The 21,356-nt window shown below is 61.2% G+C and carries 21 protein-coding genes; 14 read left to right on the top strand and 7 right to left on the bottom strand.

All coding sequences use genetic code 11. The annotated features are described in order from the left end of the window. Positions 1-15 precede the first annotated feature (15 nt). From AC07OV_RS23775 to AC07OV_RS23750, 6 genes are all read left to right on the top strand, one after another. Positions 16-1,380 carry an aspartate aminotransferase family protein gene (locus AC07OV_RS23775; protein ID WP_494996271.1) on the top strand — a complete coding sequence of 455 codons (1,365 nt, stop codon included), beginning with the start codon at positions 16-18 and terminating at the stop codon, positions 1,378-1,380. Positions 1,381-1,574: 194 nt separating this feature from the next. Further along, positions 1,575-2,669 carry a polyamine ABC transporter substrate-binding protein gene (locus tag AC07OV_RS23770; protein ID WP_176996904.1) on the top strand — a complete coding sequence of 365 codons (1,095 nt, stop codon included), beginning with the start codon at positions 1,575-1,577 and terminating at the stop codon, positions 2,667-2,669. A 151-nt stretch (positions 2,670-2,820) separates the two neighbouring features. Then, a complete protein-coding gene (locus AC07OV_RS23765; RefSeq protein WP_176996834.1) occupies positions 2,821-3,915 on the top strand; it encodes a polyamine ABC transporter substrate-binding protein in 1,095 nt (364 codons plus the stop codon). Between the two features lie 64 nt (positions 3,916-3,979). Continuing rightward, positions 3,980-5,122 carry an ABC transporter ATP-binding protein gene (locus AC07OV_RS23760; RefSeq protein ID WP_176996833.1) on the top strand — a complete coding sequence of 381 codons (1,143 nt, stop codon included), beginning with the start codon at positions 3,980-3,982 and terminating at the stop codon, positions 5,120-5,122. After that, positions 5,119-6,039, top strand: a complete 921-nt coding sequence (locus tag AC07OV_RS23755) for an ABC transporter permease subunit (RefSeq protein WP_176996832.1) — start codon at positions 5,119-5,121, stop codon at positions 6,037-6,039. Before AC07OV_RS23760 ends, AC07OV_RS23755 begins: the two co-directional genes overlap by 4 nt. Further along, the gene (locus AC07OV_RS23750; RefSeq protein ID WP_176996831.1) at positions 6,036-6,920 is read left to right on the top strand and encodes an ABC transporter permease subunit; all 885 of its coding nucleotides are present in this window, start codon (positions 6,036-6,038) and stop codon (positions 6,918-6,920) included. The genes AC07OV_RS23755 and AC07OV_RS23750 overlap by 4 nt, the downstream gene beginning before the upstream one ends. 142 nt (positions 6,921-7,062) lie before the next feature. On the opposite strand, the gene AC07OV_RS23745 is transcribed toward AC07OV_RS23750, so the two are convergent. Further along, positions 7,063-7,704, bottom strand: coding sequence for an HD domain-containing protein (locus AC07OV_RS23745; protein WP_495093103.1), 642 nt, complete (start codon positions 7,702-7,704; stop codon positions 7,063-7,065). A gap of 258 nt (positions 7,705-7,962) precedes the next feature. Here AC07OV_RS23745 and AC07OV_RS23740 point away from each other — a divergent pair, with 258 nt between their 5' ends. Continuing rightward, positions 7,963-8,928 (top strand): GlxA family transcriptional regulator, encoded by a 966-nt coding sequence (locus AC07OV_RS23740; RefSeq protein ID WP_495093102.1) that lies wholly within the window; start codon positions 7,963-7,965, stop codon positions 8,926-8,928. On the opposite strand, the gene AC07OV_RS23735 is transcribed toward AC07OV_RS23740, so the two are convergent. Continuing rightward, the gene (locus AC07OV_RS23735; RefSeq protein WP_016973032.1) at positions 8,906-9,259 is read right to left on the bottom strand and encodes a carboxymuconolactone decarboxylase family protein; all 354 of its coding nucleotides are present in this window, start codon (positions 9,257-9,259) and stop codon (positions 8,906-8,908) included. The genes AC07OV_RS23740 and AC07OV_RS23735 overlap by 23 nt on opposite strands. Before the next feature lie 99 nt (positions 9,260-9,358). On the opposite strand from AC07OV_RS23735, the gene AC07OV_RS23730 reads away from it, so the two are divergent. After that, positions 9,359-10,273, top strand: a complete 915-nt coding sequence (locus AC07OV_RS23730; protein WP_176996828.1) for an AraC family transcriptional regulator — start codon at positions 9,359-9,361, stop codon at positions 10,271-10,273. Positions 10,274-10,349: 76 nt separating this feature from the next. Here AC07OV_RS23730 and AC07OV_RS23725 read toward each other — a convergent pair whose 3' ends face one another. Next, on the bottom strand, positions 10,350-12,704 hold the full coding sequence (locus tag AC07OV_RS23725; protein ID WP_494996267.1) for a penicillin acylase family protein: 2,355 nt from the start codon (positions 12,702-12,704) through the stop codon (positions 10,350-10,352). Positions 12,705-12,735: 31 nt separating this feature from the next. Next, complete coding sequence (locus AC07OV_RS23720) at positions 12,736-13,311, bottom strand: DUF6436 domain-containing protein (RefSeq protein ID WP_494996266.1); 576 nt, start codon at positions 13,309-13,311, stop codon at positions 12,736-12,738. Positions 13,312-13,410: 99 nt separating this feature from the next. On the opposite strand from AC07OV_RS23720, the gene bipL reads away from it, so the two are divergent. Continuing rightward, positions 13,411-14,352, top strand: a complete 942-nt coding sequence (bipL, locus tag AC07OV_RS23715) for a phospholipase BipL (RefSeq protein WP_495093101.1) — start codon at positions 13,411-13,413, stop codon at positions 14,350-14,352. 102 nt (positions 14,353-14,454) lie between these two features. Here the strand turns inward: bipL and AC07OV_RS23710 are convergent, their stop codons facing one another. Next, a complete protein-coding gene (locus AC07OV_RS23710) occupies positions 14,455-15,207 on the bottom strand; it encodes a DUF2059 domain-containing protein (protein WP_495093100.1) in 753 nt (250 codons plus the stop codon). Positions 15,208-15,338: 131 nt separating this feature from the next. Between AC07OV_RS23710 and AC07OV_RS23705 the strand changes: the two genes are divergently transcribed. Together AC07OV_RS23705 and AC07OV_RS23700 are read left to right on the top strand one after the other, a co-directional pair. Beyond that, a complete protein-coding gene (locus AC07OV_RS23705; RefSeq protein ID WP_495093105.1) occupies positions 15,339-15,971 on the top strand; it encodes a 2OG-Fe(II) oxygenase in 633 nt (210 codons plus the stop codon). 2 nt (positions 15,972-15,973) lie between these two features. Beyond that, the gene (locus AC07OV_RS23700) at positions 15,974-16,456 is read left to right on the top strand and encodes a 2-thiouracil desulfurase family protein (RefSeq protein ID WP_176996823.1); all 483 of its coding nucleotides are present in this window, start codon (positions 15,974-15,976) and stop codon (positions 16,454-16,456) included. 84 nt (positions 16,457-16,540) lie between these two features. On the opposite strand, the gene AC07OV_RS23695 is transcribed toward AC07OV_RS23700, so the two are convergent. Next, on the bottom strand, positions 16,541-17,032 hold the full coding sequence (locus AC07OV_RS23695; RefSeq protein ID WP_494996263.1) for a transporter substrate-binding domain-containing protein: 492 nt from the start codon (positions 17,030-17,032) through the stop codon (positions 16,541-16,543). A 136-nt stretch (positions 17,033-17,168) separates the two neighbouring features. On the opposite strand from AC07OV_RS23695, the gene AC07OV_RS23690 reads away from it, so the two are divergent. After that, on the top strand, positions 17,169-17,609 hold the full coding sequence (locus AC07OV_RS23690) for a DUF4399 domain-containing protein (protein WP_176996821.1): 441 nt from the start codon (positions 17,169-17,171) through the stop codon (positions 17,607-17,609). A 63-nt stretch (positions 17,610-17,672) separates the two neighbouring features. Here AC07OV_RS23690 and serA read toward each other — a convergent pair whose 3' ends face one another. Next, entirely contained in the window at positions 17,673-18,902 is a 1,230-nt protein-coding gene (gene serA / locus AC07OV_RS23685; RefSeq protein ID WP_003195214.1) for a phosphoglycerate dehydrogenase, read from the bottom strand. Between the two features lie 205 nt (positions 18,903-19,107). On the opposite strand from serA, the gene AC07OV_RS23680 reads away from it, so the two are divergent. Both AC07OV_RS23680 and AC07OV_RS23675 read left to right on the top strand, forming a co-directional pair. Then, positions 19,108-20,502, top strand: a complete 1,395-nt coding sequence (locus AC07OV_RS23680; protein ID WP_176996820.1) for an FAD-binding oxidoreductase — start codon at positions 19,108-19,110, stop codon at positions 20,500-20,502. 22 nt (positions 20,503-20,524) lie between these two features. Continuing rightward, positions 20,525-21,190: a fumarylacetoacetate hydrolase family protein gene (locus tag AC07OV_RS23675; RefSeq protein WP_176996819.1), complete on the top strand. Its 666-nt coding sequence runs from the start codon at positions 20,525-20,527 to the stop codon at positions 21,188-21,190. Positions 21,191-21,356 lie beyond the last annotated feature (166 nt).

Raw genomic sequence — 21,356 nt, 5'->3', positions numbered from 1 at the left:
ATCTAGGAGATTGGTATGTCCAGCAACAACCCGCAAACCCGTGAATGGCAAGCCTTGAGCAGCGATCATCACTTGGCGCCGTTCAGCGATTTCAAGCAATTGAAAGAGAAGGGCCCACGGATCATCACCAAAGCCCACGGCGTTTACCTGTGGGACAGCGAAGGCAACAAGATCCTCGATGGCATGGCTGGCTTGTGGTGCGTGGCGATCGGTTACGGTCGCGATGAACTGGCTGACGCTGCCGCCAAGCAAATGAAAGAACTGCCGTACTACAACCTGTTCTTCCAGACCGCCCACCCGCCTGTGCTGGAACTGGCCAAGGTCATTTCCGACGTCGCACCGGCCGGCATGAACCACGTGTTCTTCACCGGTTCTGGCTCGGAAGGCAACGACACCATGCTGCGTATGGTCCGCCACTATTGGGCGATCAAGGGCCAGCCAAACAAGAAAACCATCATCAGCCGCAAGAATGGCTACCACGGCTCCACCGTGGCCGGCGCCAGCCTGGGCGGCATGACCTATATGCATGAACAGGGCGACTTGCCGATCCCGGGCATCACCCACATCGCCCAGCCGTACTGGTATGGCGAAGGCGGCGACATGAGCCCGGAAGAGTTCGGGATCTGGGCCGCCAACCAGCTGGAAGAGAAGATTCTGGAAGTCGGCGTGGACAATGTCGGTGCCTTCATTGCCGAGCCGATCCAGGGTGCCGGCGGTGTGATCGTGCCGCCAGACACCTACTGGCCGCGCATCAAGGAGATCCTCGCCAAGTACGACATCCTGTTTGTCGCCGACGAAGTGATCTGCGGTTTCGGCCGTACCGGTGAGTGGTTCGGTAGCGACTTCTACGACCTCAAGCCCCACATGATGACCATCGCCAAGGGCCTGACCTCGGGCTACATCCCCATGGGTGGCCTGATCGTGCGCGACGAAGTGGTTGCCGTGCTCAACGAAGGCGGTGATTTCAACCACGGCTTTACCTACTCCGGTCACCCGGTGGCGGCCGCGGTCGCCCTGGAAAACATCCGCATCATGCGCGATGAAAAAATCGTCAGCCGTGTCCACGAAGAAACGGCACCGTATTTGCAGAAACGTCTGAGGGAACTGGCTGATCACCCGTTGGTGGGTGAAGTGCGCGGTGTGGGCATGCTCGGTGCGATTGAGCTGGTGAAGGACAAAGCCACGCGCAAACGCTACGAAGGCAAAGGTGTGGGCATGATCTGCCGCACGTTCTGCTTCGAGAATGGCCTGATCATGCGCGCCGTGGGCGACACCATGATCATTTCGCCGTCGCTGGTGATCAGCAAGGCTGAAATCGACGAGCTGGTGACCAAGGCTCGCCACTGCCTGGACCTGACTTTGGCGGCATTGCAGGGCTAAGTGCTAGGCTCAGTGCGCAGCGGCTTTCGGGCGCTGTGTGCTGAGCGGTTTTAAATGAGGCTTTGGTTGAAAGCCGGCCTCGGAACTTGCCAGACTGTCGCCCTGTTTTGTTGCCCTTAGACGGGCCGCTTAACGATGAAGAACGTGGCCCAAAAAAGAAAAAATTGGAGCATCACCAAATGAAGGCATTAGGTTTGAAGAACGCTGGCAAGACCCTCCTCGCCTTGTCCCTGATGGGCGCAATGGCGGGCGCGGCCCAGGCAGACAATAAAGTGCTGCACGTGTACAACTGGTCCGACTACATTGCACCGGACACCATCGCCAACTTTGAAAAAGAGTCGGGCATCAAGGTGGTGTACGACGTTTTCGACAGCAACGAAACCCTGGAAGCCAAGTTGCTGGCAGGCAAGTCCGGTTATGACATCGTCGTACCGTCGAACAACTTCCTCGCCAAGCAGATCAAGGCCGGTGTCTACCAGGAGCTGGACAAGTCCAAACTGTCCAACTACGACAACCTGAACAAATCCCTGCTCAAAGCCGTGTCGGTCAGCGACCCGGACAACAAGCACGCCTTCCCGTACATGTGGGGCTCGATCGGCATCGGCTACAACCCGGAGAAGGTCAAGGCCGCACTGGGTATCGACAAGATCGATTCGTGGGACGTGATCCTCAAGCCGGAAAATCTCGCCAAGCTCAAAAGCTGCGGCGTGAGCTTCCTCGACTCGCCAACCGAAATGCTGCCAGTCGCGCTGCATTACCTGGGCCTGCCGACCGACACCCAGAAGAAGGCTGACCTCAAGCAAGCCGAGGACCTGTTCCTCAAGCTGCGCCCTTCGATCGGCTACTTCCACTCGTCCAAGTACATCTCGGACCTGGCCAACGGCAATATCTGCGTGGCCGTGGGTTACTCGGGTGACGTGCAACAAGCCAAGTCCCGCGCGGCTGAAGCCGGTGGCAAGGTCAAGGTTGCCTACGACATTCCGAAAGAAGGCGCTGGCAGCTTCTATGACATGGTCGCCATCCCTAAAGATGCCGAAAACGTCGACGCCGCCTACAAGTTCATGAACTACCTGCTCGAGCCTAAAGTGATGGCCGGGATCACCAACAGCGTACGTTTCCCGAACGGTAACGAAAAAGCCACTGCACTGGTGGACAAGGACATCACCAGCGACCCGGGCATCTACCCGCCAGCTGACGTGCAAGCCAAGCTCTACGCCATTGCTGACTTGCCGGCTGCAACCCAGCGTGAAATGACACGCAGCTGGACCAAGATCAAATCGGGCAAGTAAGCCTTAAAACAGTAGGAGGGGCAGGTTGACTGCCCTTCTTACACATTAAATGACAGAAAGTTTTGCCGGATCGGTTTATCGAGGGTAAGTTGCGCGCCGGTTTTGTTGCCGGGCAACAACTTTGGGCCCAACTATTTAAGAGGACCTCCACTTGCCAATTTCTTTATTTCGCAAAGCCTTGCTGGTGGGCGCAGGTATCACGCTGGCGTTGAGCGTGCAGGCCGCACCGACTGTGCATATTTATAACTGGTCGGACTACATTGGCCCCGACACCCTGGCCAACTTCGAAAAGGCCACCGGCATCAAGCCTGTGTATGACGTGTTTGATTCCAACGAAACCCTGGAAGGCAAGTTGTTGGCCGGTCGCACCGGTTACGACGTGGTCGTGCCGTCCAACCACTTCCTCGGCAAGCAGATCAAGGCCGGGGCGTTCCAGAAGCTGGACCGTTCATTGCTGACCAACTATTCCAACCTGGACCCGGTGCTGCTCAAGCGCCTGGAAAAGAACGACCCGGGTAATCAATACGCCGTGCCGTACCTGTGGGGCACCAATGGCATTGGTTACAACGTCGATAAAGTGAAGGAAGTGCTGGGCGTCGACCATATCGACTCCTGGGCCGTGCTGTTCGAGCCGGAGAACATGAAGAAGCTGGCCAGTTGCGGCGTGTCGTTCATGGACTCGGCCGATGAAATGCTGCCGGCGGTGCTCAACTACATGGGCCTGAACCCCAACAGCACCAACCCCGAAGACTACAAGAAGGCCGAAGAGAAGCTGCTCAAAGTGCGGCCCTACGTGACCTACTTCCATTCGTCCAAATACATCTCGGACCTGGCCAACGGCAACATTTGCGTGGCGGCAGGGTTCTCCGGTGATGTGTTCCAGGCCAAGGCCCGTGCGGCTGAGGCGGGCAAAGGCGTGAACATCGCCTACGTGATTCCGAAAGAGGGCGGCAACCTGTGGTTTGACGTGCTGGCGATCCCGGCGGACGCAGCCAACGTCAAAGAGGCCCACGCCTTCATCAACTATTTGCTGAAACCTGAGGTGATCGCTCAGGTCAGTGATCAAGTCGGTTACGCCAACCCTAACCCTGGGGCGGACAAACTGATGGAGCAATCGATACGCACCGACGCAGCGGTTTACCCACCGCAGGCGGTTCTCGATCGGACATTCGTCAACTTCGAGTTACCCCCGAAAGTGCAACGTTTAATGACCCGTAGCTGGACCAAGGTCAAGACGGGCAAGTAAGGCTCAAACTATCCAAGGTTCGCCCGCCTCGGGCGCACAGAATTTTTTGTTGGGAGTTTCGTAAATGGCAGTTGCCTCCGGCGCCTATAAGAAAGCCCTCGAGGGCGACCAGACACCGAAAAAGGTGTTGGTCAAAATCGACCGGGTCACGAAGAAGTTCGACGAGACGATTGCCGTGGACGATGTGTCCCTGGAAATCAAGAAAGGCGAGATCTTCGCCTTGCTCGGCGGTTCGGGTTCGGGCAAATCCACCTTGCTGCGCATGCTCGCAGGCTTCGAGCGCCCAACGGAAGGTCGCATCTACCTCGACGGTGTGGACATCACCGACATGCCTCCCTACGAGCGGCCGATCAACATGATGTTCCAGTCCTACGCCCTGTTCCCGCACATGACCGTGGCGCAGAACATCGCCTTCGGCCTGCAACAGGACAAGATCCCCAAGGCCGAGATCGATGCCCGTGTGGCCGAGATGCTCAAGCTGGTGCAGATGAGCCAGTTCGCCAAGCGCAAGCCGCACCAGTTGTCCGGTGGCCAGCGCCAGCGTGTGGCCCTGGCGCGCTCCCTGGCCAAGCGCCCGAAACTGCTGCTGCTCGATGAGCCCATGGGCGCCCTCGACAAGAAGCTGCGTTCGCAGATGCAGCTGGAGCTGGTCGAGATCATCGAGCGCGTGGGCGTGACCTGCGTGATGGTGACCCACGACCAGGAAGAGGCCATGACCATGGCCGAGCGCATCGCGATCATGCACCTGGGCTGGATCGCCCAGATCGGCAGCCCGATCGACATCTACGAAACCCCCACCAGCCGCCTGGTGTGCGAGTTCATCGGCAACGTCAACATCTTCGACACCCAGGTGGTGGACGACGCCGAAGGCCACGCGGTACTCAAGTGCCCGGACCTGGACCGCGACATCTACGTGGGCTACGGCATTGCCACTGCCGTGGAAGACAAGTCGGTGACCTACGCCATCCGCCCTGAAAAGCTGCTGGTGACCACCGAAATGCCGACCTGCGAGCACAACTGGTCCAGCGGCAAGGTGCACGACATCGCCTACCTGGGTGGCCACTCGGTGTTCTACGTGGAACTGCCCAGCGGCAAGCTGGTGCAGTCGTTCGTGGCCAATGCCGAGCGCCGTGGCCAACGCCCAACCTGGGGTGACCAGGTGTACGTGTGGTGGGAAGACGACAGCGGCGTGGTACTTCGCTCATGAACATGAAGAAGCTCAAGCGTCAGCTGCAACGAATAACACCCGGTGGCCGGCATGTGGTCATCGGGATCCCTTTCCTCTGGCTGTTCCTGTTCTTCATGCTGCCGTTCTTCATCGTCTTGAAGATCAGCTTTGCCGAAGCCGACGTCGCGATCCCGCCTTACACCGAGATCTACACCTTCGTTGAGCAGAAACTGCAGTTGGTGCTCAACCTGGCCAACTACGCGATGCTGGGCGACGACGAGTTGTACATCGCCGCCTACCTGGGCTCGCTGAAGATGGCGTTTTTCAGCACGCTGCTGTGCCTGCTGATCGGCTATCCGATGGCCTACGCCATTGCCAGTGCGCGCAAAGAGATGCAGACCGTGCTGGTGCTGCTGATCATGATGCCGACCTGGACCGCGATCCTGATCCGCGTGTATGCGTGGATGGGTATCCTCAGCAACAACGGCTTGCTCAACGGCTTCCTGATGTCCATGGGGTTGATCAACGAGCCGCTGCAGATCCTCAACACCAACATCGCGGTGTATATCGGCGTGGTCTACTCGTACCTGCCGTTCATGATCCTGCCGCTGTACGCCAACCTGGTGAAACACGACCAGAGCCTGCTGGAAGCCGCGTCCGACCTGGGTTCGAGCACCTTCAACAGCTTCTGGAAAATCACCGTGCCGCTGTCCAAGAACGGCATCATCGCCGGCTGCATGCTGGTGTTTATCCCGGTCGTGGGTGAGTTCGTGATTCCTGAGCTGCTCGGCGGCCCGGAAACCCTGATGATCGGTAAAGTGTTGTGGCAAGAATTCTTCAACAACCGTGACTGGCCGGTGGCGTCTGCCCTGGCGGTGGTGATGCTGGCGATCCTGATCGTGCCGATCATCCTGTTCAACCGCAGCCAAGCCAAAGAGATGGAGGGCAAGATATGAAGCGCGTCAGTTTCTCAAGCTTCATGCTGGTGGCGGGGTTGTTGTTTATCTACCTGCCGATGCTGATCCTGGTGATCTACTCGTTCAACGAATCCAAGCTGGTGACCGTGTGGGGCGGTTGGTCGGTGAAGTGGTACGTGGGCCTGCTGGACAACACCCAGTTGATGGGCTCGGTGGCCCGCTCCCTGGAAATCGCCTGCTACACGGCGGTGGCCGCGGTGGCGCTGGGTACGTTGGCGGCCTTCGTGCTGACGCGCATCAGCCACTTCAAGGGCCGCACGCTGTTCGGCGGCCTGGTCACCGCGCCGCTGGTCATGCCAGAAGTGATCACCGGTCTGTCGCTGCTGCTGCTGTTCGTGGCCATGGCGCAAATGATTGGTTGGCCCCAGGAACGTGGCATCGTCACCATCTGGATCGCCCACACCACCTTCTGTGCAGCGTATGTGGCGGTGGTGGTGTCGGCACGCTTGCGTGAGCTGGACCTGTCGATCGAAGAAGCAGCCATGGACCTGGGTGCGCGGCCGTGGAAGGTGTTCTTCCTGATCACCATCCCGATGATCGCGCCATCGTTGGCGGCAGGCGGCATGATGTCGTTCGCACTGTCCCTCGATGACCTGGTACTGGCCAGCTTCGTGTCGGGCCCAGGCTCGACCACCTTGCCGATGGAAGTGTTCTCGGCGGTGCGCCTGGGGGTTAAACCCGAGATCAACGCCGTGGCCAGCCTGATCCTGCTGGCGGTGTCGCTGGTGACTTTCCTGGTGTGGTTCTTCAGCCGCCGTGCCGAAGAGATGCGCAAGAAAGCGATCCAGCAAGCCATCGAAGAAGCGGCGGCGGACGGCTGGCAACAGCCCGACAAGCGACGCGCGCCTGCACCGGTCTAACTGGCGCAACGTGGTAAAAAAATGTGGGAGCTGGCTTGCCTGCGATAGCGGTGTATCAGTCGACAGATGAGTCGACTGGCACGGCCTCATCGCAGGCAAGCCAGCTCCCACAGTGGTTTTGTGGTGTTTATGGGGTTGTGTTTCAGGCAACCCAAGGCGACTTGCGAATCACCTCCACAAAGTTCATCGGCTTGAACCCTGGCTCCTGATCCACCAGCACATCCGTCTTCACGTTGCCAAACGTGGTCTGCGGGCGATGGCGCAGGCCGTCGGCGAACGCGCAGATGATGCACTCCTTGAACCCTTCACCCCGTGGATGCGCATGCACCACCGCTTCGCGCTGCACGCTGGAAAACGCGGCGTAGTCCATGCCCAGCACGTCCATTTCCACGCCCGCCGTCACCAGTGCCACGGTGGGGCGCAAATGTTGTGGCACACCCGGCGTGGTGTGCAGGGCGATGGACAGCCACACCTGTTCGATATCGTCATCGCTCAGCCCGTAAGGCTTGAGGAATGCTGCCGCCGCATTGGCGCCGTCCACTTCGAAGCGTTCGTTGTCACTGCGATGACCTTCGACCAGGCCCAGGTCATGGAACATTGCGCCGACGTACAGCAGCTCCGGGTTGTAGGCCAGTTGCTTGCGCTCACCGCTCAAGGCACCGAACAGGAACACCCGACGGGAGTGGTGGTACAGCAGGTCCGATTCGACGTCGCGGATGTATTCGGTAGTGGCCCTGGCCAGGGCGCTGTCCGGGATCTGGATGCCGGCGATGGTGGTGCTCATGGTCGTTCTCCTCAAGAAGCGCCGGGGGTGGCGCCGATGAGTCCAGTCTGGTCGCGCGCCCGCGAAGGGGCTATCGCCGCGAGGGCGCGATCCCGGCCAACCTGCCTTCATATCGCGCCATGGGCGTACACGATCAAATGTGGGAGCTGGCTTGCCTGCGATAGCATCACCTCGGTATACCTGATACACCGAGGTGTCTGCATCGCAGGCAAGCCAGCTCCCACAGGGTTTCGTGTCCGCCAGTCATAAGGTTTCGCCATGCATAGAACCGTCGCCATCCTGATCTTCCCCGGCGTCCAGTCACTGGACGTGACCGGCCCCCTGGATGTGTTCTGCGAAGCCAACCGCTTTTTGCCGCCCCAGGATCACTACCGGCTGGAAGTGATCGGCTTCGGCCGCGGCAGCCTGGCCGCGTCCAACGGTTTGTCATTGCAGGCCCACCGGCATTACAGCGAAGCCCTGCAGGCCTACGACCTGCTGCTGGTGGCGGGCGGCCCGCAACTGCCGTTCGAAGATTTCGGTGCCGAGTTCGATGACTGGTTGCGCGGCGCCACCGCCCGAGCGCAGCGTTTTGGCTCGATCTGCAACGGCGCCTTCATGCTCGCCCGCGCTGGGCTGCTCGACGGCAAAACTGTCACCACCCACTGGAACGACGCCGCTGACCTGGCGCGCCTGTGTCCCACGGCCCAGGTCGAGGCCGATCGCCTCTACGTGCAGGACGGCAACCTCTACACCTCGGCGGGCGTCACGGCAGGTATCGACTTGTCGCTGTATTTGCTGGCCCAGGACCACGGCCCGGAAGTCGCGCTGAGCGTGGCCAAGCGCCTGGTGGTGTTCACCCAGCGTTCGGGCGGGCAGTCGCAGTTCAGCCCGTTCCTCACGCCCCACGCCGAAACCACCTCGGCGGTGGCTTTGGTGCAGTTGTACGTGCTGGCGAACCTGACGGGGGACCTGACCATTGCGGACTTGGCCAAGGCGGCCAACATGAGTGCGCGCAACTTCTCCCGGGTGTTCGCCCGGGAAGCGCGGATAACGCCCGCCGAGTTCGTCGAGCGGGCGAGGGTGGATGCGGCGCGGGTGATGCTCGAAAGCAGCCCCGCACCGCTCAAGACCGTGGCCTATCAGTGCGGCTTTCGCGACGCCCAGCACATGCGCAGTGTGTTCAATCGCCGGCTGGGCGTGACGCCGCAACAGTTTCGGCTCAACTTTGCGGCGCCGGTTTGAGGGTGTCGTAGGCTTCCAGGGCGCGCAGCGAGTAGATGTACGCAGCACCGGCGTTCAGCGAGATGGCGGTTGCCAGGGTCGCAGCGACTTCTTCACGGGTGGCGCCGGCCTTGATTGCCGCATCCGCATGCACACCGATGCAGCCGTCGCAGCGGGTGGTGATGGCCACGGCGATGGAGATCAGCTCACGGGTCTTGGCGTCGAGGACGTTGTTTTCCTCGGCAGCTTCGCCCAGCGCCATGTAGGCTTTGACCATCTTCGGGTTGCTCTTGCCCAGCGCGCCAAAGGCTTTCTTCACGGTAGGCAGCAAGTCGGACCAGTTATTGAACATTGCGGTAACTCCTGAACGGGTTGGGTGTGAAGCCAGTGTGTGCCGTTCGGGGTTGGCGTTATTGTTCAATCCGCTCATCTTTTTGACCGATGTTCGCAAATGAATTCGATCGACACCCTCATCGCGCTGGCCAACCTGCGCGGCAGCCTGGACCTGCGGTGCCAGTTCCAGGGCGACTGGGCCATGGACCACGCGCCGGAAGCGTTGGGCGTGGCGCCTTACCACATCGTGCTCAGCGGCACCTGCCGGGCCGAGTTGTCGGGCGGCCAGCAGGTGACCCTGGAACCCGGCGATATCCTGTTGATGCCCGGTGGCGCCACTCACTTGCTGCGCAGCCAGGGCGCGCGGCGTGCGCCGAGCCAGCCTCAGGTGATCGACGGCGGGCTGCTCAAGGTGCATCGCCTGGGCGGCAACCAGCCGGACATCGATATGCTGTGTGGCTCCTTTCACTACAACCGCCAGTCGTTGCTGTTCGGTGCGTTGCCGGAATACCTGGTGGTATCCAGCCGCGAGTGGCAGGGCGATGGGCAACTGGCGGCGCTTATCGCCCTGATGCGCAGTGAAGCGGACGGGCAGCAGCTGGGCGCACGAACCTTTATCGATGCGCTGTCATCGGCGCTCTTCACCCTCATCCTGCGCACCTGGCTGAACCGCCAGGCGCCGGTCGCTGGTACGTTTGCGCTGTTGGCTGACAAGCGCCTGAGCAAGGCGTGGCAAGCGATGCTGGCCGAGCCTGGGCATGAATGGACCATCGACAATCTGGCGGCCGTGGCAACGATGTCGCGGGCGACCTTCATGCGGGCTTTTGTGAAAGTCGCGGGTGTCTCGCCGTGGCTGCTGTTGACGCAGTTGCGCATGGAGCTGGCGTACAACCTGCTGCGCCAATCGCGCCTGAGCCTGCTGGATATCGCCGCCCAGGTGGGTTACCAGTCCCAGGCGGCGTTCAGCAAGAAATTCAAGGAGACCTACGGCGAGGCGCCGGGGCGACTGCGTTCAAACGCCGATCACCTGTAGGAGCCGGCTTGCCGGCGATAGCGGTGTGACTGACATACCGCCATCGCCTGCAAGCCGGCTCCTACAGTGTTTACGGTTATCGGGCAGGCAGCAATTTCAGGGTGCCGCGCGTATTCGCCGTCACTTCCTCATCACTGAAATGCGCTTGCTCATACCCCCCTTCGATGTACGTCTCCGCCTGATCCCCATAATGTGCATCAAACGGCACGCCGCTTTGCCCCACCGGGTTGATGGTGAGGGCGTGGGCCGGGTCGGCGAAGTCGATCAGGCGGCGGGTCGACGGGCCGTAGGTCACGGGCCACGGCGCCGGGCCGATCATCGCGGATTGGTTGTTGGGCACTTCGTGAGTGCCCGGCGCAGGGAACGGGCCAACGTTGAACACCTTGTCCAACGGCTTCTGCATGCCCAGCGGGTGGCCGTGGGTCAGGGTGTGCGCCTTGCCCCATTGCCACTGGGTTGGGTCATCGCCAAAGGTGGCTTTGAGGTGTGCCAGGCTGTTGTCCCAGGCGAGCTTGACGGTGTCGGCGCGCTTGCCATCCCACCACGGCGAATCCGGCGTGGCCGCCAGGCGCGGCAGGGCGGCGTCGATTACGCGGGTGCCGAGCAGGGTCTTGAACAGGGCGTCGCCAAGCTTGGGATGGAAGGCGGCGTCGGTGAGGTTGAACAGGAACTGGTTGAACAGCGTGGCACTGGTGGAGTCCAGCGGGTAGTCACCTTTCCAGGCGGCCAGTTGCTCCACCAGCTTGAGCTGTGCCGGGTCCTTGACCACGTCGCGCAATACCGGCAACAGCGGCGCCAGCAAGCGAGGGCCGTAGGCGGTGGTGGTGCCCAGCTGCAATGCCTGGCTGTTGTTCACGTCCCACTTCACGCTCTTGTCGCTCAACTGCGCATTCAACTGCTGACCACGATCAGGCAGGTTGTAATAGCCGGGAATCTCCATGCCCGTGGGCGAGACCGGCTGGGCATTGGCCGACACCACATAACCGCGCGCCGGGTTTTCTTCCTGGGGGTTGGCGCTGAAGGGGTAGAAGCCCAGCTTGTCGGCCTGGGCGGTGCTGCCGTCGAGGATAAACCCTGCATTGGCGCCCGCCGGGCGAATCGGCAACTGCGCCGCCGCCCACCAGCCGATATCGCCCTTGGCGTTTGCCCAGACGATGTTCAGGCCCGGCGCAGACACTTTGGCCGCTGCCGCCCGAGCCTTGGCCAGGGTGTCGGCACGGTTGAGCTGGTAGAACCCTTCGAGGATCGGGTTCTGCGTGTCGAGGAAGGCCCACCACATGGCAATCGGCGTCTTGCCGGCGTTCTCACCCAGCACGTCGTTGACGATCGGGCCGTGGGGCGACTGGCGCAGGGTGATGGTCACCGGTGCCTGGCCTTTCACGGCGATCTGCTGCTCGCTGGTGGTCATGTTCACCCATTGGTCGTGGTACCAGACCTGGTTGGGGTTGTCCGGGTTGACCTTCTCGGCGATCAGGTCGAGGTCGTCGTTCTGGAACATGGTCAGGCTCCAACCGAAGTCCAGGTTGTGCCCCAGGAACGCCACCGGCACCAGCGCGTTGTGATAGCCGTACAACTCAAACCCCGGCGCCGACAGTTGCGCCTCGTACCACACCGACGGCACCGAGAAGCGAATGTGCGGGTCACCCGCCAGCAACGGCTTGCCGCTCTTGGTGCGGCTGCCGCTGATGGCCCAGGCGTTGCTGCCTTCGAACTGCGGCAAGCCATTTTCGGCCAGGGCCTGCTCGCTGAGGGAGGCCAGGGCGCCGAGGTTTTGCCAGTCGCTGGCAGCCAGGTTCAGGGCGCCCTTGGGTTGCCAGTCCAGGTCGAAGACTTTCAGGTAGTCGCTGCCCAGCTGGTCGCGTACGTAAGTCAGCAGGGGTTCGGTGCGAAAGGCGGCGGCAAAGCTGTAGGCCATGTAGCCGGCGACGCTGATGGTGTCTTCAGCGGTAAACGGCCGCTTGGGGATGCCCAGCACGTCGAATTCCATGGGGCTGGCGTGGCTGTCCTGATACTGGTTGATGCCGTCCAGGTAGGCTTGCAGCGCTTTCCACGCAGGCGAGTCGTGGTCCAGCTGTTCCACGTAACTCAAGGCGCGTTCGCGAATGCGCAGGCTGCGGAACAGCTTGTCGGTGTCCAGCAGTTTGGGCCCGAGCACTTCGGCCAGTTCGCCACGGGCCAGGCGCCGCATGATTTCCATCTGGAACAGGCGGTCCTGGGCGTGCACATAACCCAAAGCGCGGTACAGGTCGGTCTCGTTCTCGGCGCGGATATGCGGCACGCCACGGTCGTCGTAGCGCACCGTGACCGAGCCTTGCAGGCCGGCCAGCGTGACCGTGCCCTGGCGGGTGGGTTGCTTGCTGTAGACGTACCAGCCGCCCGCGAGGGCGAGCAGCACCACCAGAACCGCGAAAACCTGCAAGACGCGCTTCATGAACATTCCTTACCAAGAGTGGGGTAACGGGCTACAGATCCTTAGGCCACGAACAATAGCAGCCCACCGCCAGGGTGTGCGTGGCATTCACCTCGCGTCCGGCTTCAAGGGCCTTGAGGATCGGCTCGATAAAACTGTTGCTGGAATTGCACGTCAGCCCTTCGCTGTAGGGCCCGAAATACGCGAGCTTGCCGCTGCGGTCCCAAATGCCCACGGCGGGGCTGGCGGGTACTTGGTCGGCGCCGGACAGGGCGGTGAGGGTTTTCATCTGGCGCAGGTTGTCGGGCAGCTTGCCGTGGCTGCCGGCTTTTTGCAGGGCGTAGAACTCGACGCCGTGGGGCGCGTATTGCTCGATCAGCTCGCCCAGGTGTTGCTGGTTGCCAACATTGCACGGGCAGGCCGGGTCCCAGAAGTGCACCAGGCGGATCGGGCCCGGGCCGCTCAGCTCGGCGGGCAGGCGCAGGGCGTCACCGGAAAACACCGCCGTGTGCTCGCTGAAGGCCCGCAGGTAGCGGCCCTGGAACCAGTCGTAGGCTGCCCACAGCACGCCGGCGCAGATGATCAGGATCAGGCTGGCGAACAAGGCGGTACGGTAAGGCTGTCGCATTCAGATCAATCCTCGAAGGTCGCGTAGCTTGCCATGCTTGTCCTGACAGATGAATATCGCAGCTCGATATTCATCTTCGCCGTCAGTCTGGAACCCTTTATGCCCGTCACCTTTGACCCCGATCATCTGCGCGACAGCTTGCGCCCCCTGGTGGATGCGCAACCGCTGAGTGCCGAGGCGCGGGTCTACCAGCGTTTCTACGGGCTGGACCTGGCCAAGCGCACGGTGCCTGCGGTGAGCCGCCTGGGGCGCTTCGAGGTCGACGGTTTTGAGGTGGTGGCGCAGGTCTGGTGGCCAAAGGCGCCGGTGGCGACGATGTTCCTGTTCCACGGTTTCTATGACCACATGGGGCTGTACCGCAACGTGGTGGACTGGGCGCTGGACCAGGGCTTCGTGGTGATCGCCTGCGACCTGCCGGGCCATGGCCTGTCCAGTGGCGCGCGGGCCAGCATCGAGGATTTCTCGGTGTATCAGGACGTGGTCCAGGCGCTGTTCGCCCAGGCATCAGCACTGCAATTGCCCCAGCCCTGGCACCTGTTCGGGCAAAGCACCGGCGGGGCGGTGGTGGTGGATCACCTCCTCAACCACGGCGCCGACAGCCCGGCCCAGGGCAAGACCTTCCTGCTGTCGCCGCTGGTGCGGCCGCGTGCGTGGGGCTGGTCGCAGGTTAGCTACTACCTGCTGCGCCCGTTTGTAAAAGGCATTGCGCGGCGGTTCAGCGAGAACACCAACGACCCCGCGTTCAAGCCGTTCCTGGAAGCCGACCCGCTGCAGCCGCGCCAACTGCCCACCGCCTGGGTGGGCGCGCTCGCCCGCTGGATCAAACGCATCGAAGCCGCACCGCGCAGTTCGCGGCGGCCGGTGATTATCCAGGGGGAGGAAGACATGACGGTGGACTGGCAGCACAACCTGTTGGTGCTGCGGGGCAAGTTTGACCAGCCTGAGGTGCTGATGCTGCCGCGTGGCAGGCACCACCTGGCCAATGAAATTCCGGAAATTCGAGAAGAGTACTTCCGGTATCTAACAGCCCATCTGAAATAACACCGCCCCTGTTTAGGAGCCGGCTTGCCGGCGATGGCGGCATCAGATGTGTCGCACGTCTTGAGGCCGCCATCGCTGGCAAGCCAGCTCCTACAAGGAAGGTTATTGCGACAGGCTTGAGGTGCTTTGGCCGACCGCCAACCCTGCGCGGATGGCCGCCAACGCCGCCTGGTAATACGCCTTGCCGTCCGGTGACTCGGCAAACGTGGCGAATTCTTCCAGCTCCGGGTCAGACAAATCCCGATAGACGTACAGCAGCGTGTTGTTCAGATCCTTGTCGATCTGCTGCATCAACCGCTCGCGCTGACCATTCAACATGCCTTGGGCCTGACCGCCCCCCAGCAGGCCAGGGATCATCTGGCTCAGGCTGTCGGCCGCCACCCCGGCAATCGCCAGGCTGACTTCTGCGCCCGCTTCGCGAGCTGGCAGCGCCTGGGCCAGGTGACCGATGATCAGGCTGCGGGTGGCGTCGGCTTCGATTTTCGGCAGGCCTTGGGCGTTCTTTGCCAGTTGGTCGCGGCGGGTGGCGAGCAGCTCGGCGGCGACAATCTTGCGGCCCAGGGGCGACTGGAAAAACGCCAGGGCAGGCTTGGGGTCCGCCAGGTTCTTGCGCAGCTGCGCCTCGGCACGCTGGTCCACGGCCTGGGCGGCGAAGCGTTTATTGCTGTTGTCCACCAACGCTTGGTACACCGCTGGCGGCAGGCTATTGCGGTAGCGTTGCTGGGCGGCACTCAGGGCGTCATTGAAATGCGCACGTTGTTCGGCCCAGCCGGCGACCTTGTACAACTGGTCATGGCCGTCTGCCCAAGCGGGCAAAACGCAGAACATCAGCACGGAAAAAAACAAACGACGCATATGGACTCCTGTCAGTCGGCCACTATTGTCCGTGTCGGGCGTAGGATTTGTCGAGAAATCCTATCGGTCACCTGACTAAAGTGTATTCAGACGCTCGGCGGCTCTGTCGGATTCACAGGCGTATGGATACTATGCGCGCCATGCAAATTCCCCTCGATCACTCGCTGTTGCAACGTATTGTCGACGACCTCGCCGAAAAAGGCTGGTCCCGGCAGGACGGCTTCCTGCCCCAGGCTCTGACCCTGGAATTGGCGGCTGAGTGCCGTAAACGTAAAGCCGAGGGTGAGCTGGCGCCGGCTGCGGTCGGGCGCGGCCCGGCCCAGGAGATCCGCGAGGGGATTCGCGGTGATCACATCCAGTGGCTGGAAGAGGGTGATGCTGCTGTCTGCGGCACCTACATGGGCTTGATGGACAGCCTGCGCCAGGCGATGAATCGCGACCTGTTCCTGGGCCTCGAGGATTTCGAAAGCCACTTCGCGATGTACCCGCCCGGGGCGTTCTACCTAAAACATGTGGACCGCTTCCGCGACGATGACCGGCGCATGGTCTCGGCAGTGGTCTACTTGAATGACGCCTGGCTGCCCGAACACGGCGGCCAATTGCGCATGTACCTCAAGGACGGCGCAGAGTACGACGTAGAGCCCAACGGCGGTTGCCTGGTGGTGTTCCTGTCGGGCGAGGTGCCCCACGAAGTCCTGCCGGCGACGCGTGAGCGGCTGTCCCTCACGGGCTGGTTTCGCCGGCGCGGCAACGAGCCGTTTTAGCGATGGAAAAGATCCTCGTCAGCCGCTGCCTGCTCGGGCACAAGGTGCGCTACGACGGCGCCGGCAGCGGGCCGTTCGATCAGTTGGCCGCATGGCAGGCCGAGGGGCGGGTGGTCGCGATCTGTCCGGAAGTGTCCGGCGGATTGCCCACCCCCAGGCCTGCGGCTGAAATTCCGGGCGGGCAGGGGGTGGACGTATGGGAAGGCCGTGCTCGGGTGCTGACCGCCGACGGCGAGGATTTCAGCGAGGCGTTTCTCGACGGCGCCCGCCAGGCCCTGGCGTTGGTGCAGCAACACAATATCCGTATCGCCATTCTCAAGGCCAATAGCCCGTCGTGCGGCAACCTGCTGACCTATGACGGCACGTTCTCGGGTGTGAAGGTGAGCGGTGAGGGTGTGACGGCGGCGCTGCTCAAGCGCCATGGCGTGCACGTCTTCAGCGAGCTGGAGCTCCCCCAGGCCGCCCAGGCACTCAACAACCTGTAGGAGCCGGCTTGCCGGCGATGAGGCCCTTAAGGTTTGCGAACAACCTGAGGCCGCCATCGCCGGCAAGCCGGCTCCTACAGAGGGTTATTGGGCTTTGGCGACGGGCTCGTTTTCAAACCACTTCTGCGTCAGCGCCTTCAGGCGGCCATCGGCCTTGATGTGCTGCAGCGCCTTGTCCAGGCTATTTTTGAACGCCGGGTTGCCTTTATGGAATGGAATCGCCAGTTCAGGTGTTTCCTTATAAGCCTCACTGAAATCGAACCGATCCCGCAGCTCGGCAGTCATAGCGATATGGTTGATGGCCACGTCGTACTTGCCGGTTTCCACGCCGGGTAGCAGGTCGCTGTCGTCGGTGGTGATGAATGAGGGGCGCACGTCCATTTCCTTGGCCAGTTGTTCGCCCAGCTCCACTTCAAAGCCGGTGAGTTTGTCGCCGTCCTTGAAGTTAAAGGGCGGGGTGTTGGCTTCGAGGGCGATACGCAGTTCGCCGCGATCGAACACATCGTCGATCAACTCGGCATGAGCCAGAGGGCTCAGGAAGGAAAGCAAAAGTACAAGGCCAGGCGAAAGGCGCATGGTCACTCCTAAAGTATTCATCTGTGCGAGGCGCCGTTCAGCATCGCTTTGCTATGGTGTGTTGAGTGCCTTGGACAGCAATTTGCCGCGAAGTTGTCATAACCCAACAGATTTCCTGGAAAAACTGGAGAAGCGAATGAAAGCCCTTTTGTCCCGTGCAACGATTGCCAGCCTGCTGCTGGGTGCTTCAATGTTGGCCACCGCCGCCGACGGTATCCCGCGCAGTGCTCCACCTGAAGGCGCCAAGGTGTTTATCGTTTCGCCAAAAGACGGCGCCACCGTCGACAAGACCTTCACCGTCAAATTCGGCATGGAAGGTCTGAAACTGGCTCCGGCCACTGACCAGACCCCAGGCACCGGCCACCACCACCTGTTGGTCGACCAGAAAGAACTGCCTGACGCCAGCGTGCCGATCCCGGCCACTGACACCGTGATCCACTACGGCAAGGCCCAGACTGAAACCGAACTGACCCTCACCCCAGGCAAGCACACCTTGCAACTGGTGGCGGGCGACAAACTGCACATGCAGTTCAACCCGACTGTAGCGTCCAAAGTGATCACGGTTAACGTAAAGTAAGATTTGTTCAGATGAAAAAAAGGGAGCCCCTCGGGGCTCCCTTTTTTATGCGGCGTTGAAACCTTAGAACAACACGCGGCTACGAATCGTGCCGTTGATGTGCTGCAGCTTCTCTTGCGCCAGGTCCGAGTACTCGGCGTCGACGTCGATCACCACGTAGCCGACCTTCTCGTTGGTCTGCAGGAACTGACCGGAGATGTTGATGCCGTTTTCCGCGAAGACCTTGTTGATCTCCATCATCACGCCAGGGATGTTCTGGTGGATGTGCAGCAGGCGGTGCTTGCCAGGGTGAGCCGGCAGGGCCACTTCCGGGAAGTTCACGGACGATACCGAGGTACCGTTGTCGCTGTACTTGACCAGCTTCTCCGACACTTCCAGGCCGATGTTGGCCTGGGCTTCAGCGGTGGAACCGCCGATATGCGGGGTCAGGATCACGTTGTCCAGGCCACGCAGCGGGCTTTCGAAGATGTCGTCGTTGGAGCGTGGCTCCACCGGGAACACGTCGATGGCGGCGCCGATCAGGTGCTTGTCCTTGATCGCGTCGGCCAGGGCGTCCAGCTCGACCACGGTGCCGCGTGCTGCGTTGATCAGGATGCCGCCTTTCTTGATGGCGCGGATTTCCTTCTCGCCGATCATCCACTGGGTCTCAGCGGTTTCCGGAACGTGCAGGGTGACGATGTCGGACATGCCTAGCAGCTCGGTCAGGCTGGCCACTTGAGTAGCGTTGCCCAATGGCAGCTTGGTCAGGGTGTCGTAGAAGAACACCTGCATGCCCAGGCCCTCAGCCAGGACCGACAGTTGAGTACCGATCGAGCCGTAACCGACGATACCCAGCTTCTTGCCACGGATTTCGAAGGAGTTGGCCGCGCTCTTGATCCAGCCGCCACGGTGGCAGGAAGCGTTCTTCTCAGGGATGCCGCGCAGCAGCAGGATGGCCTCGGCCAGCACCAGCTCCGCAACGGAACGGGTGTTGGAGTACGGTGCGTTGAACACCGCGATGCCGCGCTCGCGCGCTGCGTTGAGGTCGACCTGGTTGGTGCCGATGCAGAAACAGCCAACCGCCACGAGTTTCTTGGCGTGATCGAAGATCTCTTCGGTCAGCTGAGTGCGGGAGCGAATGCCGATAAAGTGCGCGTCGGCGATCTTTTCCTTTAACTGGGCTTCCGGCAGAGAACTGGTGATGTACTCAATGCTGGTGTACCCGGCGGCTTTCAGAACGTCGACAGCCGATGGGTGGACGCCTTCCAGAAGAAGGAACTTGATCTTGCTCTTATCGAGAGAAGTCTTGCTCATCTGCGTAAACCTGTATCCCGGAGAAAAATGGCAGGGAATCGGATCGCTTAAGCTGACCCGGACGGCAGGAAAGCCGTCACCGCAGAAACGCCCTTGGGCTCTGTCCTGCGGGGGCGGTATGCTAGCATACGCGCCCCGCTAAACACTCATTCCTGCGACGTGAAGCGTTCTCAGGATGACCATGAATTGTTCGAGAGTTCTGTCGATGACCCATCCTGCCCTGATTGATGAGCTAAAGACCCTGGTTGAGCCTGGCAAAGTGCTGACCGATGCAGACTCCCTGGAGGCTTACGGCAAGGATTGGACCAAGCATTTCGCCCCCGCACCCACGGCCATCGTCTTCCCCAAGACTATCGAGCAGGTGCAGGCCATCGTCCGTTGGGCCAATGAACACAAGGTGGCGCTGGTGCCATCCGGTGGACGTACCGGCCTGTCGGCGGCTGCCGTGGCGGCCAATGGCGAGGTGGTGGTGTCGTTCGACTACATGAACCAGATTCTCGACGTGAACCTCACCGACCGCACCGCCGTGTGCCAGCCGGGCGTGGTCACCAAGCAGTTGCAGAACGTCGCCGAAGAAAAAGGCCTGTACTACCCGGTGGACTTCGCGTCGTCCGGTTCGAGCCAGATTGGCGGCAACATCGGCACCAATGCCGGCGGAATCAAGGTTATTCGCTACGGCATGACCCGTAACTGGGTGGCTGGCATGAAGGTCGTCACCGGCAAGGGTGATGTGCTGGAACTGAACCGCGACCTGATCAAGAACGCCACCGGCTATGACATGCGCCAGCTGTTCATCGGCGCCGAAGGCACCCTGGGCTTTGTGGTGGAAGCCACCATGCGCCTGGACCGGGCACCGAAGAATCTCACCGCCATGGTGCTGGGTACCACCGACTTCGACTCGATCATGCCGGTATTGCACGCGTTCCAGAGCAAGTTGGACCTGACCGCTTTCGAATTCTTCTCCGATAAGGCCCTGGCCAAGGTCCTCGGCCGTGGTGACGTACCGGCGCCGTTCGAGACCGAATGCCCGTTCTACGCGTTGCTGGAATTTGAAGCCACTACCGAAGAAGTCGCCAACCACGCGCTGGAAACCTTCGAGCACTGCGTGGAGCAGGGCTGGGTGCTGGACGGCGTGATGAGCCAGAGCGAAACCCAGCTGCACAACCTGTGGAAGCTGCGCGAGTACATCTCCGAGACCATTTCCCACTGGACCCCGTACAAGAACGATATTTCGGTCACGGTCTCCAAAGTCCCGGCGTTCTTGCAGGAAATCGACGCAATCGTCGGCGAACACTACCCAGACTTCGAAATCGTCTGGTTCGGCCACATCGGCGACGGCAACCTGCACCTGAACATCCTCAAGCCGGAAAACCTGAGCAAGGACGAGTTCTTCGCCAAGTGCGCCACTGTGAACAAGTGGGTGTTTGAAACCGTCGAGAAGTACAACGGTTCGATCTCCGCCGAACACGGTGTGGGCATGACCAAGCGCGATTACCTGACCTACAGCCGTTCGCCGGTGGAAATCGAGTACATGAAAGCCGTGAAAGCCGTGTTCGACCCGAACGGGATCATGAACCCTGGCAAGATCTTCGCTGTTTAATCGCCCCTGAAGGAGTCGTTCCATGAGCTACCAGCACAAGTATGTCGACGGCACCAACATCCACTTTCCCCTGGGCAAAGTGGTGTGCATCGGGCGTAACTACGCCGAACATGCCAAGGAACTGGACAACCCGGTACCGACCGAGCCGCTGCTGTTCATCAAGCCCGGCAGCTGTGTGGTCGCGTTGGAAGGTGGCTTCGCCATCCCGACCGAGCGCGGTTCGGTGCACTACGAGGCGGAAATCGCGGTACTGATCGGCAAGCCCTTGTCGACCAAGCCGAGCCGTGAAGAAGTGCTGGACGCCATCTCCGGCTTCGCCCCGGCCCTGGACCTGACCCTGCGCGACAAGCAGGCCGAGCTGAAAGCCAAGGGCCTGCCGTGGGAAATCGCCAAGTCGTTTGACGGCGCGGCAGTGATTGCACCATTCGTGGTGGGCAGCACTTTCCCGGACGTGACCGATATCGGCATTCGCCTGACCATCAACGGTGAAGTTCGCCAGGACGGCAACAGCGCGATCATGCTCAACCCGATCATCCCGATGATCCAGTACATGGCCGGTTGCTTCTCGCTGCAGGCCGGCGACGTGATCCTCACCGGTACCCCGGTGGGCGTGGGCCCGCTGAATGTCGGCGACGAGCTGGTGCTGGAGCTGCCAGGCGTCAGCCGCTTCGAAAGCCACGTTCGCTGAACCCTTCCCCCTTTGTAGGAGCCGGCTTGCCGGCGATAGCATCGCCTCGGTGTAACTGACACACCAAGTCGTCCGCATCGCAGGCAAGCCAGCTCCCACAGGGGTTTGTGTTCATCCCCAAGCATTGCTCTTTGCATTTTTTTCACACGCCATCCGGATAATCCTC

Source organism: Pseudomonas sp. GW821-FHT09A09 (assembly GCF_059418405.1).
This window is presented reverse-complemented; position numbering and strand designations above follow the sequence as displayed.

What these genes read in the sequence shown, in the direction of transcription:
- AC07OV_RS23775 (WP_494996271.1), top strand. Translation starts at nt 16, where the DNA reads ATGTCCAGCAACAACCCGCAAACCCGTGAATGGCAAGCCTTGAGCAGC.
- AC07OV_RS23760 (WP_176996833.1), top strand. Translation starts at nt 3,980, where the DNA reads ATGGCAGTTGCCTCCGGCGCCTATAAGAAAGCCCTCGAGGGCGACCAG.
- AC07OV_RS23755 (WP_176996832.1), top strand. Translation starts at nt 5,119, where the DNA reads ATGAACATGAAGAAGCTCAAGCGTCAGCTGCAACGAATAACACCCGGT.
- AC07OV_RS23750 (WP_176996831.1), top strand. Translation starts at nt 6,036, where the DNA reads ATGAAGCGCGTCAGTTTCTCAAGCTTCATGCTGGTGGCGGGGTTGTTG.
- AC07OV_RS23745 (WP_495093103.1), bottom strand. Translation starts at nt 7,704, where the DNA reads ATGAGCACCACCATCGCCGGCATCCAGATCCCGGACAGCGCCCTGGCC.
- AC07OV_RS23740 (WP_495093102.1), top strand. Translation starts at nt 7,963, where the DNA reads ATGCATAGAACCGTCGCCATCCTGATCTTCCCCGGCGTCCAGTCACTG.
- AC07OV_RS23735 (WP_016973032.1), bottom strand. Translation starts at nt 9,259, where the DNA reads ATGTTCAATAACTGGTCCGACTTGCTGCCTACCGTGAAGAAAGCCTTT.
- AC07OV_RS23730 (WP_176996828.1), top strand. Translation starts at nt 9,359, where the DNA reads ATGAATTCGATCGACACCCTCATCGCGCTGGCCAACCTGCGCGGCAGC.
- AC07OV_RS23725 (WP_494996267.1), bottom strand. Translation starts at nt 12,704, where the DNA reads ATGAAGCGCGTCTTGCAGGTTTTCGCGGTTCTGGTGGTGCTGCTCGCC.
- AC07OV_RS23720 (WP_494996266.1), bottom strand. Translation starts at nt 13,311, where the DNA reads ATGCGACAGCCTTACCGTACCGCCTTGTTCGCCAGCCTGATCCTGATC.
- bipL (WP_495093101.1), top strand. Translation starts at nt 13,411, where the DNA reads ATGCCCGTCACCTTTGACCCCGATCATCTGCGCGACAGCTTGCGCCCC.
- AC07OV_RS23710 (WP_495093100.1), bottom strand. Translation starts at nt 15,207, where the DNA reads ATGCGTCGTTTGTTTTTTTCCGTGCTGATGTTCTGCGTTTTGCCCGCT.
- AC07OV_RS23705 (WP_495093105.1), top strand. Translation starts at nt 15,339, where the DNA reads ATGCGCGCCATGCAAATTCCCCTCGATCACTCGCTGTTGCAACGTATT.
- AC07OV_RS23700 (WP_176996823.1), top strand. Translation starts at nt 15,974, where the DNA reads ATGGAAAAGATCCTCGTCAGCCGCTGCCTGCTCGGGCACAAGGTGCGC.
- AC07OV_RS23695 (WP_494996263.1), bottom strand. Translation starts at nt 17,032, where the DNA reads ATGCGCCTTTCGCCTGGCCTTGTACTTTTGCTTTCCTTCCTGAGCCCT.
- AC07OV_RS23690 (WP_176996821.1), top strand. Translation starts at nt 17,169, where the DNA reads ATGAAAGCCCTTTTGTCCCGTGCAACGATTGCCAGCCTGCTGCTGGGT.
- serA (WP_003195214.1), bottom strand. Translation starts at nt 18,902, where the DNA reads ATGAGCAAGACTTCTCTCGATAAGAGCAAGATCAAGTTCCTTCTTCTG.
- AC07OV_RS23680 (WP_176996820.1), top strand. Translation starts at nt 19,108, where the DNA reads ATGACCCATCCTGCCCTGATTGATGAGCTAAAGACCCTGGTTGAGCCT.
- AC07OV_RS23675 (WP_176996819.1), top strand. Translation starts at nt 20,525, where the DNA reads ATGAGCTACCAGCACAAGTATGTCGACGGCACCAACATCCACTTTCCC.